This window comes from Vibrio sp. 2130-1 (genome assembly GCF_033339515.1).
The window spans coordinates 304,853-317,731 of record NZ_JAWOUT010000007.1 but is presented as its reverse complement, the minus strand read 5'-3'; the positions used below and the strand labels follow the sequence as shown (position 1 = coordinate 317,731).

Annotated in this window: 14 protein-coding genes; 8 read left to right on the top strand and 6 right to left on the bottom strand. The window is 44.1% G+C overall.

The window, feature by feature from the left end:
- Positions 1-133 precede the first annotated feature (133 nt).
- Positions 134-1,243, bottom strand: coding sequence for a 1-acyl-sn-glycerol-3-phosphate acyltransferase (locus R7Q09_RS13500; protein WP_005385027.1), 1,110 nt, complete (start codon positions 1,241-1,243; stop codon positions 134-136).
- Positions 1,244-1,434: 191 nt separating this feature from the next.
- Here R7Q09_RS13500 and R7Q09_RS13495 point away from each other — a divergent pair, with 191 nt between their 5' ends.
- A complete protein-coding gene (locus tag R7Q09_RS13495) occupies positions 1,435-2,043 on the top strand; it encodes a hypothetical protein (protein ID WP_005375302.1) in 609 nt (202 codons plus the stop codon).
- Between the two features lie 119 nt (positions 2,044-2,162).
- Here the strand turns inward: R7Q09_RS13495 and R7Q09_RS13490 are convergent, their stop codons facing one another.
- Entirely contained in the window at positions 2,163-2,645 is a 483-nt protein-coding gene (locus R7Q09_RS13490) for a hypothetical protein (protein WP_017635276.1), read from the bottom strand.
- Between the two features lie 14 nt (positions 2,646-2,659).
- A complete protein-coding gene (locus tag R7Q09_RS13485; RefSeq protein WP_065275432.1) occupies positions 2,660-3,193 on the bottom strand; it encodes a nicotinate-nicotinamide nucleotide adenylyltransferase in 534 nt (177 codons plus the stop codon).
- A gap of 178 nt (positions 3,194-3,371) precedes the next feature.
- Between R7Q09_RS13485 and nadE the strand changes: the two genes are divergently transcribed.
- A complete protein-coding gene (nadE, locus tag R7Q09_RS13480) occupies positions 3,372-4,202 on the top strand; it encodes an ammonia-dependent NAD(+) synthetase (protein WP_005375299.1) in 831 nt (276 codons plus the stop codon).
- Between the two features lie 100 nt (positions 4,203-4,302).
- On the opposite strand, the gene R7Q09_RS13475 is transcribed toward nadE, so the two are convergent.
- On the bottom strand, positions 4,303-6,120 hold the full coding sequence (locus R7Q09_RS13475; protein ID WP_318071154.1) for a hybrid-cluster NAD(P)-dependent oxidoreductase: 1,818 nt from the start codon (positions 6,118-6,120) through the stop codon (positions 4,303-4,305).
- Positions 6,121-6,387: 267 nt separating this feature from the next.
- On the opposite strand from R7Q09_RS13475, the gene R7Q09_RS13470 reads away from it, so the two are divergent.
- Positions 6,388-6,552: a YqaE/Pmp3 family membrane protein gene (locus tag R7Q09_RS13470; RefSeq protein ID WP_005375297.1), complete on the top strand. Its 165-nt coding sequence runs from the start codon at positions 6,388-6,390 to the stop codon at positions 6,550-6,552.
- Positions 6,553-6,707: 155 nt separating this feature from the next.
- Positions 6,708-7,736, top strand: coding sequence for a dihydroorotase (gene pyrC / locus R7Q09_RS13465; protein WP_138939645.1), 1,029 nt, complete (start codon positions 6,708-6,710; stop codon positions 7,734-7,736).
- A 95-nt stretch (positions 7,737-7,831) separates the two neighbouring features.
- Here pyrC and R7Q09_RS13460 read toward each other — a convergent pair whose 3' ends face one another.
- The gene (locus tag R7Q09_RS13460; RefSeq protein ID WP_017821242.1) at positions 7,832-8,737 is read right to left on the bottom strand and encodes a DUF808 domain-containing protein; all 906 of its coding nucleotides are present in this window, start codon (positions 8,735-8,737) and stop codon (positions 7,832-7,834) included.
- 172 nt (positions 8,738-8,909) lie between these two features.
- Here R7Q09_RS13460 and R7Q09_RS13455 point away from each other — a divergent pair, with 172 nt between their 5' ends.
- The gene (locus R7Q09_RS13455) at positions 8,910-9,827 is read left to right on the top strand and encodes a M14 family metallocarboxypeptidase (RefSeq protein WP_138939647.1); all 918 of its coding nucleotides are present in this window, start codon (positions 8,910-8,912) and stop codon (positions 9,825-9,827) included.
- Here R7Q09_RS13455 and R7Q09_RS13450 read toward each other — a convergent pair.
- Positions 9,822-10,610 (bottom strand): AraC family transcriptional regulator, encoded by a 789-nt coding sequence (locus R7Q09_RS13450; RefSeq protein ID WP_017447919.1) that lies wholly within the window; start codon positions 10,608-10,610, stop codon positions 9,822-9,824. The genes R7Q09_RS13455 and R7Q09_RS13450 overlap by 6 nt on opposite strands.
- 98 nt (positions 10,611-10,708) lie before the next feature.
- Here R7Q09_RS13450 and R7Q09_RS13445 point away from each other — a divergent pair, with 98 nt between their 5' ends.
- From R7Q09_RS13445 to R7Q09_RS13435, 3 genes are all read left to right on the top strand, one after another.
- The gene (locus R7Q09_RS13445) at positions 10,709-11,614 is read left to right on the top strand and encodes a DMT family transporter (RefSeq protein ID WP_017821248.1); all 906 of its coding nucleotides are present in this window, start codon (positions 10,709-10,711) and stop codon (positions 11,612-11,614) included.
- Between the two features lie 145 nt (positions 11,615-11,759).
- Positions 11,760-12,245, top strand: coding sequence for an acyl-CoA thioesterase (locus R7Q09_RS13440; protein WP_005375279.1), 486 nt, complete (start codon positions 11,760-11,762; stop codon positions 12,243-12,245).
- A 171-nt stretch (positions 12,246-12,416) separates the two neighbouring features.
- On the top strand, positions 12,417-12,662 hold the full coding sequence (locus R7Q09_RS13435; protein ID WP_005375277.1) for a hypothetical protein: 246 nt from the start codon (positions 12,417-12,419) through the stop codon (positions 12,660-12,662).
- Positions 12,663-12,879: the final 217 nt, after the last annotated feature.

The window sequence follows — 12,879 nt, the reverse complement described above, 5'->3', positions numbered from 1 at the left end:
ATGAGTAGTTTTACAGGCAAAGCCGAAACGGATGATAACCACCTACTGAAGTAGGTGGTTTAGGGCTGAAAACAAAAGCCCCGGCAGACCGAGGCTTTAAGGCATTCTGAATCAACGAGTTCAGTGACGAAAGTTACTCTTGGTTATTCACAGGATTAGCATAGCTCGCCACCAAATAAGGTCTTGCTCCTTCAGGTAGCTGATCCAACTTATCCGCGAGATGACGCTTAACCGCTTCCGTAATGATGCTCGAATCTTCATGCCCAGCAGCTAACAAGTTGATTGGGTACAACTTGTAGTTGTTGTGAATTTGGCGGTCGATTTCACCAGCAAGAGATTCCGGCGTTTCAAACTCTTGCTCAATCACATCACCAAACGCAACATGTACACGGCCTTTATAGCCAACGATACCTTGAATGATGCTTTCGATATCTTCAAATTCGCCTTTTTCATAGCGGCCATTTTCTGCTTTTTCGTACAGCTCTTTTGCTTTGGCAATGTCACATGGATCATTTTCATAGGCAATCGAGACAGGAACGATTTTCAGAGAACGCGTGTACTCACCAAAGCTGATCTTTTGTTTACGACCTTCAACATGGAACATTTTTAAAATCGCAGGATCAGTAAAGTCGTTTCCATCTTTAGCACGGCCTTCCTTTTGGGCAATCCAAATTGAATTGCCAGTATCAAGCGAATGTTTGATATAGCTTGACAGTTGTCCCAATGCTTTCATCATTTCTCTAGGCGCTTTAGCAGAGCGCTTAACGATGAAGCTCTTATTGAGTCGCATCAATTCTGTCGCACATGGCTTCTTCAGCAGGTTATCGCCAATCGCTATACGAACTGTACGGTGCCCACTTTGGTACAAGCCATAGTTTACGAGCGCAGGGTCCATCGCAATATCACGGTGGTTAGAAACGAATAGGTATGACGTGTTTTTATCCAGCTTATCCAAACCAGAAAAAGTGACGCCATCCGTTGTCTTATTCAATGTATCTTTCAGATACTTCTTCACTTCAATCTGAATTGCTTCGACAGAATCAAGCTTGCTCCACTTAGCTTTCAGGTAGATGCGCAGGATCGGGCTCATTAGCGTTTTGAACCACGCTGCTTTATTAGCAAAGCGATGTTCTAGGATAGCAGTGATAAATTCATCATCTTGGATTAGACGATCCAGCGCTGCTGGAATTTCTTCGTCGTTGTAAGGACGAATTTCAATATAAGGATCGGTATTGGCTGTCATTGTTCATTACATATCAAAAAAAGCTGGCACATTTTACGCATAGTTTTGCTGACAAGCAGCATTTCAACCCATACTTTTAACATGGTCATACCAGTTAAGCCACCATTTATCATGCTAAAAAATTATCTCAGCTGGTTGGAATCGTATGGGTTTAACGTTACCCTTAGCGCCAAAAAACACTGGTACTCATAATGAACTACGCAATTGAATTTCACGACGCTAAATACCCCTTTCTTGATGTAGCTGCGCGTAAAAAAGCACTGAAGCACAGTCTATTGTCTGTCATCGAAGGGTTAGCCGTCATTAAATTGGGTAAGCAGGAGTATGCCATTGAACCAGGCCAATATTTTTGGATTCCTCAAGGATGTTTGAGCTCCCTCACCTTTTTACCTAATTCTCGTGTATATCGTTGTGATTTTTCTGTGCGTTTAAATGACGACTTCTCACAACAAGCGGGCTTTGTGAAGCCTTCACCGCTACTAAAAGCGCTCGTCGAGAAGCTAGCAACAACTGCCGAACGCTCGGATCTGCAAACCGATCTACTGACAGTAGTAAGACATGAAGTATTGACGCTGTCTCCTAAACTAGCGCACTCAACGTTAACAAGAACCATCAATCAGTGGACTCCTGGCTGTGACATGAATATTTCTAAAGAGCTTTGCTTGGTACTAACACTACGTGAAGCAAGAAAAATGAAACTGTCGGGGAAGAAGGAAGAGCAGATTGTTGACTCTCTTTTTGCTGGTAACACCGAAGAATATGAACAGCTTTGCTTTTTAGTCTTTGGAGAAGCGCTCTAACTTGCTCTTCAACAAGCTACATGTTCAGCATTACGTAGAATTACGGACACAGAAAGTAGATTAAAACAAAAAGGGCGTACATTGATAATGTACGCCCTTTTTTCATTTGCTTGAGGTGTCTAGAAAGGTACCTCTATCTGCATCATCCAGTCAGCGTCATAATATTCGTGCCAACGATAATCAAACCGCATTCTTGGCTGTCCGTCGGATTTATCACCAAAACCAACGCTGAACATCAACCCGTGACTACGAAGCCACTCTTCTGTATCCATTTTACTCTCTTCGTCTCGAAGCTCTTCCGGCATCCAAAAACCAAGACCAAAGTAATTCTTTTCTAAGTTTTGAGTTAGAAGTGGGGTGTCTTCCGGCTTAATCGCCCACTCCTCCCAATAGTTTTCTGTTGGTCCTTCAAGCTTCGCTTCCGCTGCATACCAAATCAATGCTTCAGTACTTAACACGCCGATGGAATCTAAAATTTCTTCACAGATTGGAAGCGTGTTATCTTCAAACACCACGGAACGATCAGAAAAATAGTTACACGCGGAATGAGCTTGTGTCACCACAAGCAGCGCACATGCACTAAATAAAACGACTCTGACCATGAAAATCTGACCTCTCAGTTCCCAGACAATGTTTCTCTGTATAAGCCTTTACTAAGTAATAAATCACGTACGGAAGGTGTTGTATAGGCGCCGATCTCTTCACCCTCGGCCAATGCTTTGCGAATATCCGTGCTTCTGACTTTTACTTTTTCAGGACATGCCATAACAGTCCAACGTTCCGTAATCTCTTCAGCTCTACTAAATTTAGCAAATTTGAAGAAATTATCAGGACCAATGACAAAAGTTATATCGGCAGTTGGGTAGATTTCTTGAATTTTTTCTAACAACGCATAGGTCGTCACACTTTGTCCAGGTTGGTATAAAGCTTGCTCTGCATCAGAACGCTGAACATTAGAAAGCCCCATATCCTTGATGAACACATCAACCATTTTGCACCGAGTTGGGTAATCAAGCATGTTCTTGCCCCAAGCGTGTGCAATGCTTGGCTCAAGTAGCACAAGATCAAAGTGGCTCAAAGACTCAATAACACTTTTATGCCCTAAACTAGGTGGGTTAAATGCACTACCAAAAATGGCGATTTTTTTCATATCCGGTGATTACCTGGTTGAAGAGAGTTTTCTAATCTGATGATTTCGGTATGATACTACTAATCTTTACAGCTTTTGACCCTAAAGTCGCGTTTAATGAGCCTCAACTGTATGGTTTATCACCATTTGAGCAAATGCGCTTTAGAGTCTGAAATATTTGCAGGAAAAGGAACCCTAAATGGAACAATCCATCCGTGACGAAATGCGCGTACTCCCTTCAATTGATCCGCATTTTGAAATTGAACGCCGTGTCGCTTTTATTAAGCGTAAATTGCAAGAAGCGGGCTGTAAGTCTCTTGTTCTTGGCATCAGCGGTGGCGTTGACTCAACGACATGTGGTCGTTTAGCTCAGTTGGCTGTAGACCAGCTGAACGAAGAAGCGGGTAACAACAGCTACCAATTTATCGCAGTTCGCCTGCCTTACGGGGAGCAAAAAGATGAAGATGAGGCTCAGCTCGCTCTGTCTTTTATCCAGCCAACCCATTCTGTATCGGTGAACATCAAAGCAGGTGTTGACGGGCTTCATTCGGCTTCTCACGTTGCATTAGAAGGCACAGACCTTCTACCAACTGATGCAGCAAAAGTCGACTTCGTAAAAGGCAATGTAAAAGCGCGTGCTCGCATGGTTGCTCAATACGAGATCGCGGGCTACGTAGGCGGCCTTGTTCTTGGTACTGATCACTCAGCAGAAAACATCACTGGTTTCTACACTAAATTTGGTGATGGCGCTTGTGACATGGCACCATTGTTCGGATTAAGTAAGCGCCAAGTTCGTGAAGTGGCTGCTACATTGGGTGCACCTGAGCAACTAGTGAAGAAAGTGCCAACAGCAGACTTAGAAGAGCTTGCTCCACAAAAAGCAGATGAAGATGCCCTAAGCCTAACTTACGAGCAAATCGACGACTTCTTAGAGGGCAAACCTGTTCCACAGCAAGTGAGTGACCGTCTGGTAGCGATTTACAAAGCAACGCAGCACAAACGCCAGCCAATCCCGACAATTTACGACTAAGCGATATTTTCAGCTCTCTTTAAAACTCAAAACGCTGCTAAAAATAGCAGCGTTTTTTTGTCTAGGAACAGTTTTTGTCGAAGGACAAAATTGCTCTCGCCTAGTTGGTTACTGTTACGTCCGTCTCTGGCACAGCACAACACGCCAATACGGTTCCCATTGCACGTTCCTCATCTGTCAACGCAGGCACGTCCGGATGATGTACTTGACCCGACGTAAGCTGAACCTTACACGCGCCGCATAAGCCAGCACGACAGCTATTGCTAACAACCTTCCCTGCGTCTTCAAGCTGATCTAACAACGTTTTCTGATTATTCCCTACAACTTTCGTCCCATTGAAATCGATCGCTATGCTCTTCTCTGGTCTTGAAGTGACTGAAGATACGCCAAACGCTTCTTGATGGTAGTTTTCTTCTGGCAGCCCTTTTCTTAGCAGGAGATTTTTCGCTTTCTCCATAAAACCATCAGGACCACACACAAACACTTGGCGCTGTTCAACATCTTTGATTTGCTTAATGTGTGACAAACTTAAACGCCCTTTTAACCCAAACCAATCAACGGCAGGCTGCGTCAAGCAGATTTTCACTTCTAACCCCGGGTGCTCACGCTTTAACTGATCCAACTCTGAGCGACAAGGAATATCATTTTCGGTCCGACATTGATGGTAGAAAACCACGTTCTCCAACTGATTATGATCCGCTAAGTAACGTACCATCGATAGCATTGGTGTTACTCCACTACCCGCAGAGAGTAACAATAGAGGCTGCGCTTCATGCGTTTTAAGGTGGAACTGACCGTCAGGTTGTTCTGCCTCTAAAACATCACCGACTTGTAAGTTGTCTAAGAGTGAGTTAGAGACTCTTCCACCCGCGATACGCTTTACAGAAATAGCATAACGACCCGGGCGAGAAGGACTGGATGATAAGGTATAGCGTCGACCCACTTTCTTACCATCAATATTCACCTCTATTGGCAGGTGTTGTCCCGGCAAGTAATTAGGCAACGAACCTTTGTTTGGCTCTAACCATAAGGTCACAAAGTCTTGGGCAATTTCTTCACGCTCAACACATGTAAGCTTCATGCGCACTGGCGAGTTATCTGCGTAAAACTCCGGCTCTTTGTACTCCAATACTTCAACTTTATCGCCTTGACGAATAATGCCTTCATTTCGCGCGACAAGATTCTGGCCAAAGAACACACCACCGACATCGTTTGCACGGAACTGTTGCAAGGTTTTGAGCGGCTCTTTGCTCTCACGGAATGTGCCTCTTTGGGTATTCACCGTAGTCAGGATACAGCGCTCGCAAGGTTTGAGAGACTCAAACTCTACCTCACCGATTCGTATGCGCTTCCATGAATCTTCTTCAAATGGCTTAGTATCAGAGACAACTAAGTTAGTACGAAACTGATCCATTGAGTGTAGCTCTGAACTTCTTCGGTTCAGCTCATCAAGTGAAGCTTGGCTGATCACTAAAACCGGATAACCATCAGCAAAACTGACGTTTTGACCTAGCTTTTCACGGACACGATTCGATTGCTCACCACTAAACAACAACTCAACGCGCTGCCCCAACACACGACTAAACCAGTCATCTGCATCATCTGTCGTGGTATAGGCAGTAAACGTATCTTTCCAAACCGTTGCAGGTGTCTCCTGCATTTTGAAATCTTGGTAACGGATTTTAAGTGGCTCCATACCCAAACTACTAAACACCACTCCATCGGACAATAAGGCAGACTTAATGGTTACCATTTGCGGATACTTTCGCGCAGTGATCATCGAGCCATCAGCTTTCGCAATCATAAAGCGACGATCGAAGCTCAATCCTTGCTTCTCAACCCATACGGACGACAGCGATAATCCGCCAACTGACTTAACCGGAAAAACATTAATTTGGGATAAAACGGGTTGCGACATAGCCTTCTTCCTACGGGTGTTTTTTATTTGTTGCGGTATTGTATACTCAAATCACATTAAGTTGCAGAGTCTGCTGCCTCTTCATCCATTTCAACTTTCTCGAAACCATATTCTTATAAATTTGGTTTTAGTGACAAGTATTTACTACACTCAATATTCGCGTTTTTTAACACCGTTCTGACCAAATACCGTTTGATAAAGTGTGATACGACACACATAATTCACCCAAGTTATCACTACTCCCATTTATCGATTTGGAGCTTAATTATGGATACAAGAAAACTGGTTCTGATTTTGTTATGTATCTTTCTTCCGCCTGTCGCGGTGTTTATGGAGAAAGGTCTAAATAAAGACTTTTTGATTAATCTAATATTGACGTGTTTCTTCTTTCTACCAGGTACGATCCACGCGCTTTGGTTAACAATGAAGTAACCACTTACACTCTCACTCTTTATAAAATTGAAAAATGAGATGAAATATGAGGGCAATTCCTCTATCATCCTGTCGCCTAAGCGCAAGCGTTTGCTCAAAAGCAAATACGGCGCTTAGGCTCCAATCAGACAACTTTTCAATGGTGGGAGCAATTAATGACAACACTGACTATCACTCGTCCTGACGACTGGCACGTTCACTTACGCGATGGGGAAGTTCTTAAAGACACCGTTCGCGACATCAGCCGCTACAATGGCCGTGCGCTGATTATGCCAAATACCGTCCCACCTGTTACTACAACTGAGCTCGCCCTAGCCTACCGTGACCGAATTCTCAAAGAGCAACATGGCGAACAGTTTGAGCCTTTAATGGCGCTTTACCTTACAGATAACACGACACCAGACGAAATACGTAAGGCTAAAGCAACCGGACACATTGTTGCTGCCAAGCTCTATCCTGCAGGCGCTACCACAAACTCAGATTCCGGTGTGACCAATGCGAAGAACATTTACCACGTTCTCGAAACGATGGAAGAAGTAGGAATGTTACTTTTGGTTCATGGGGAAGTAACACATCACGATGTTGATATCTTCGACCGAGAGAAAGAATTCCTTGATACTGTCCTCGCTCCTATCGTCAATGACTTCCCTAATCTTAAAATCGTTCTAGAACATATCACCACCGCCGACGCAGCAAACTTCGTTAACAACGCCTCAGACAACGTAGCGGCTACCATCACTGCCCACCATCTTCTTTTCAACCGTAACCACATGCTTGTGGGTGGTATTAAACCTCATTTCTACTGTTTGCCAATTCTTAAGCGCGGAACCCACCAGCAAGCGCTGATCGAAGCAGCAACTAGTGGTAGCAAGAAGTTTTTCCTAGGTACAGACTCGGCGCCACATGCGAAAGGGGCAAAAGAATCGGCTTGCGGTTGTGCTGGTTCTTACACTGCACACGCAGCGCTAGAGCTTTATGCAGAAGTCTTCGAAAAAGAAGGCAAGTTGGAAAACTTGGAAGCTTTCGCAAGCTTCAACGGTCCTGATTTTTACGGCATTGCACGTAACACAGATACGGTAACGTTAGAAAAATCCGCTTGGGATGTGCCAGAAACGATGCCATTTGGCAATGATATCGTTGTGCCTATTCGAGCAAATGAACAGATCGAGTGGAAAGTGAAGTAAGTACTTTACTGACGTTTCACCTATAAAACAGGGTCATGCTTTTTGTAAAAAGAAGTCATGACCCTTGTTATTATCGTCTCATGTTTTAGATGTGATTATTGACCACGAAGCTTTTCAACCATCGTCCATACCGCAACCACAACCAACCCCGCCACAAAGCCGATAATACCGTTCAGTAAAATAGGCAAAATGGCTGTAGCAACCGAATGACCACTAAAGTTCATAATAATCGGCTCTACAAAGTGATGAATGGCTGGCACGTTGTGCACCACAATTCCTCCACCCACCAAAAACATCGCAGCAGTTCCTACAATAGTTAACAACTTCATCAACTTTGGTGCAAAAGCGACCAAGGCCCCTCCGACTTTCGCCACCCAACCTTTACCGTTTGAGCGACTTTCAAGGTAAAGGCCTAAATCATCTAGCTTCACAATCCCAGCGACTAGTCCATAAACTCCAACCGTCATAATCACTGCAATTAAACTGACAACTAAAATTTGCGTAACAAGACTAGCTCCTGTCACGGTACCTAACGCAATCACGATGATCTCTGCTGAAAGGATAAAGTCTGTTCGAATCGCACCAGAAACTTTACGCTTTTCATACTCCTCTATCGACTCGCCAGTATTAACTAGCTCCTCTTTTTCTTCGTGCGGATGCGAGTGAGGAAACACTTTCTCAAGTACTTTCTCTGCCCCTTCAAAGCAGAGAAATAAGCCGCCAATTAGCAATAATGGCATGATAAGCCATGGAATAATCGCGCTAATAAGTAAAGCTGAAGGAACTAAAATCAATTTATTTTTGAATGAGCCTTTTGCAACCGCCCAAACCACTGGAATCTCTCGCTCAGATGCAACACCAGACACTTGTTGAGCGTTTAACGCTAGATCATCTCCCAACACACCTGCGGTTTTCTTTGCCGCCATTTTTGACATTAAGGCGACATCATCAAGCACCGTGGCAATATCGTCCAACAGTGTGAGTAAACTTGCTCCAGCCATTTTTTGTCTCTTATATTAAATTGAGTAAGTAACAAAATGTAACACCAATGAATCACTCATCAAAGTGATGATTTTGCAAAGAATACCACCCCAAATGGTGTTTTATATTGCCGTAAAGATAAGACAGGTCTAGTCTTGTGATACCTTTCAGCAGTCAAAAGAAAAAGTATAGATGAAAAGTGGATACATTTACCCGATTGGTACTCCTGGCCAACCTTGGAACGAAGAAGAACGTAAAGCTTGGTTAGCAACGCAAGAAGTAAAACGTAGCTACCAAGATGAAGTCGTCAGTAAAATCGATGCCCTACGCGAGCGTTTTGATGTTGAACAATATGGTGCGCTCTCATACAACGAGGCACGCTTCCCTCTGTTTTGTATCAAAACACGCAATTGGGATTCAACTAAACCTGTTGTGTTGGTCACAGGCGGCGTGCACGGTTACGAAACCAGCGGTGTACATGGCGCATTAAAGTTTGTAGAAACAGAAGCAGAGCGCTATGCAGAGCATTTCAATATTGTCGTTGCACCCTGCGTAAGCCCTTGGGGTTACGAGGTGATCAACCGCTGGAATCCAAACGCGATTGATCCAAACCGCTCTTTCTATAAGGATAGCCCTGCCGAAGAGTCCGCTAACCTCATAAAGCTAGTTGCAACTTTAGGCGATGTGTTAATGCACATTGATCTACATGAAACGACAGATTCTGACGAAACTGAGTTCCGTCCAGCCTTAGCTGCTCGTGATGGTATTGAGTACATTGAAGGTATGATCCCAGATGGCTTTTACACGGTGGGAGATAGTGAAAACCCTCAGCCTGACTTCCAAAAAGCGGTCATTGAGTCAGTTGCAAAAGTGACTCACATTGCACCAGCAGATGAAAACGGCGAAATCATTGGTTCACCCGTCGTACAGTTTGGCGTTATCAACTACCCAATGGTAAAACTGGGCCTGTGTGGCGGCGTAACAAATTGCGTTTACGGCACGACAACGGAAGTGTACCCAGACAGCCCAACGGTGACCGACGAAGAATGTAACGATGCACAGGTTGCAGCCGTGGTGGGTGGTTTGAATTACATAATCGCTCAGCTATAACAATCGATTCTTGTATTGCTCCGGTGTCATGCCGGAGTATTTCTTGAACATCGCGATAAAAGGGCTAGCTTGGTTATAACCTAACGTCAGAGCGACTTCTTTTACGGTCTGCCCTTTACGCAGCAACTCCATAGAATGTAAATATCGCACACGTAAGCGCCACTCAGTAAAGCTCATTCCTAACTCACTCTGGCAATGTCTCGCTAACGTGCGTTCTGTGGTATGCACTTTTGCTGCCCACTCCGCCAAGCTGATTTCATCGGTTGGCGATTCTTCTACCGCTTTTAAGATTGGCTGAAGATATTTGTTGTCGGTTGTCGGTAAAAAGTGATGTTCCACTTCTTGTTTCGCCAGTTGATCCAACAACACTCGCACCAAGCGTTTGTCTTCATCGCTCTGCGCGACGTTAATGTCACGCTGACGAAAGTCCTCAATGATGGCAGAAACGATGGGGGTGACTTTGATTAAACTGGTTTTGGTTGGAAAATGCGCCGTCAATTCAGGGGCAATATTCAAAGAACAATATTCGATTGGCTTACGGTTGTAGCTAGTGTGACGAATTCCGGCGGGAACCCAAATAGCAAGATGTGGAGGTGCTAGAAATCTTGTGTCTTCTGCATCCATCTCCAGAATCCCACCGCTGATCAGTTGCACTTGCCCCCAAGGGTGGCTATGAATTCGTGTTTCTGTATTAGAGAGAAACGCTTCGAAATTCATAAATACATCTGATGGCGCACGATCGATTGATAAGGAGGGGTGAAGATTTCTGGCGCTCTTTTTCAAAATTGTCTTCCTATCGCTTACGATGTCTTTTAAGAGATACTTTTTATTATAAAGACCTGCCAGACTAGCGCCATCAATAATTGTGCTATAGGGTTCTCATGATTTATTTACTTCCGTTTTTCACCGTTATGATTTGGGGTGGTAACTCAATTGTGAACAAGATGGCTGCGAGCGCCATTGAACCAAGTGCGATGAGTTTCTACCGTTGGTTTGTCGCAATGGTACTCCTAACGCCATTTTGCCTGCCTGCAATCATCAAACAACGACACATTATTCGACCTTACTTAGCTAAGTTGGCGTTTCTTGCGTTACTTGGTATGGTTCTCAACCAGTCACTTGGATACTATGCCGGTTTAACAACAACGGCCTCTAATATGGCCCTGATCACCTCTTTAGTTCCTTTGATCAGTGTGTTTTTAAGTGTCCCATTGCTCGGTAAATCTATATCAATGTTAAGTATCGTCGGTGGTGTCATTTCGCTCGGCGGCTTGGCATTTATGCTTGGTCACGGTGATATCACTTACTTTTTACATCAAGACTTAACGCAAGGTGACAGCTTAATGCTCGTTGCTGCCATGGTATACGCGGCTTATTGTGTTCTGCTAAAACGCTGGAAAATGCCATTCAGTAGTTTGACTCTGGTTTACATGCAGGGCTTCTTTTCTGTTTTGATGCTCACACCACTTTGGCTCTCTAGTGAGCAACTGTTACCAAGCCAAGACGCGCTACCATTAATCGCTTATGCTGGTATTGCTGCTTCCATTTTCGCGCCGCTGATGTGGGTCAAAGCGATTGATTCAATTGGTGCTGATTCAAGTGCTATGTTCATGAACCTAATGCCTGTGGTTTCCGTCATACTTGCTTCAACACTAATTGGTGAGAAAATTTACGCTTACCACATTATTGGTGGGTTGTTAGTCATCTCTGGCGTTATCTTGTCGCAAATAAAAGTAAGACAGAGAAAACCATTGTCCAATTCTGAGATTGCCTCTACCGCCAATTAACATCTACACCCCAAGCCACAGAACTACGCTGTGGCTTGTCACTTCCAGCGTTCGAATAAAAGTTAATATTTTGTTTCATTCGCTATTCCCGAAAATTCATCTTGCTGCTAAATTGGGAAAACAATAACCCATCAAGGAAAGACAGATGAGCAGTGGTCAAAGAGACATTACCCTTCGCTTTTTAGCAGAACCCAGCGATGTAAATTTTGGCGGAAAAGTGCACGGCGGCGCCGTAATGAAATGGATCGACTTGGCAGCGTACGCCTGCTCTGCAGCGTGGAGTGGTAAATATTGCATTACCGCATATGCTGGCGGCATTCGGTTTGTTGCGCCGATTCATGTCGGCAACTTAGTCGAAGTTAGCGCGAAAGTCATTTATACCGGACGAAGCTCAATGCACATTGCGATTGACGTGCAAGCTAGTGATCCAAAGCAAATGAAAAACAGACTCACCACTCACTGTATCGTTATCATGGTTGCTGTAGATGAAAACGGAAAACCAACCGATGTACCGAAATGGATTCCAGAGTCAGATGAAGACAAAGCCTTAGAGCAATCCGCTATCCGTCTTATGAACATGCGTAAAGAGATTGGGGAAGAAATGGAAGCACACGTTAAATATCTCAAGTAACTGGCATCCGTTAAGAACGCTATTAAGTACCTCAACGTTACCTAGACCCAGAGTGTGGAGCAACATCATGGTTTTGCCATTTGTTTCACGCTCGCCCTTCTCTGTCATAAATCCTTCACCTAGCTTTGCTTAAATCCATCCATTATTTTAGAGTTGGATAGAGTTTGGATCTTGAGACTAAAAGAAACGACCTTAAGTGAAGAGACGTTGACCAATTTAAAAGCGGTCGAGTACCAGTGGGTGAGAACCATGTACGTCGAGGGGTATAACGAAACAGAAATTAATCATTACATTCAAACTTGCTTTGGCGGTGACGTTACCTTTGCTAATCTATTTCGTCGCGTCGCACTGCAGCAAGAAAGTTTGTACACGCTGCTTCAATACGTTGGATGCGCACCTTCCAGCCGAGAGTTTTAATCTCTTCCTTCCCTACCTCAATTTAGCTTTTTACTAAGCTCTAGTTATTTATGTGAAGTGCTACGCAGGGCATTATTCAAGCCCTGTGTAATCCATTGCAAAGCCGCTAGTCTCTGTCTACTTATTGCAAAATTGCCTTTAACAGGCATAAAAAAACCTGAGTCTAAACTCAGGTTATGGTTACAAAAACTGTTAGTGATTGAATCGTAAGGAACTA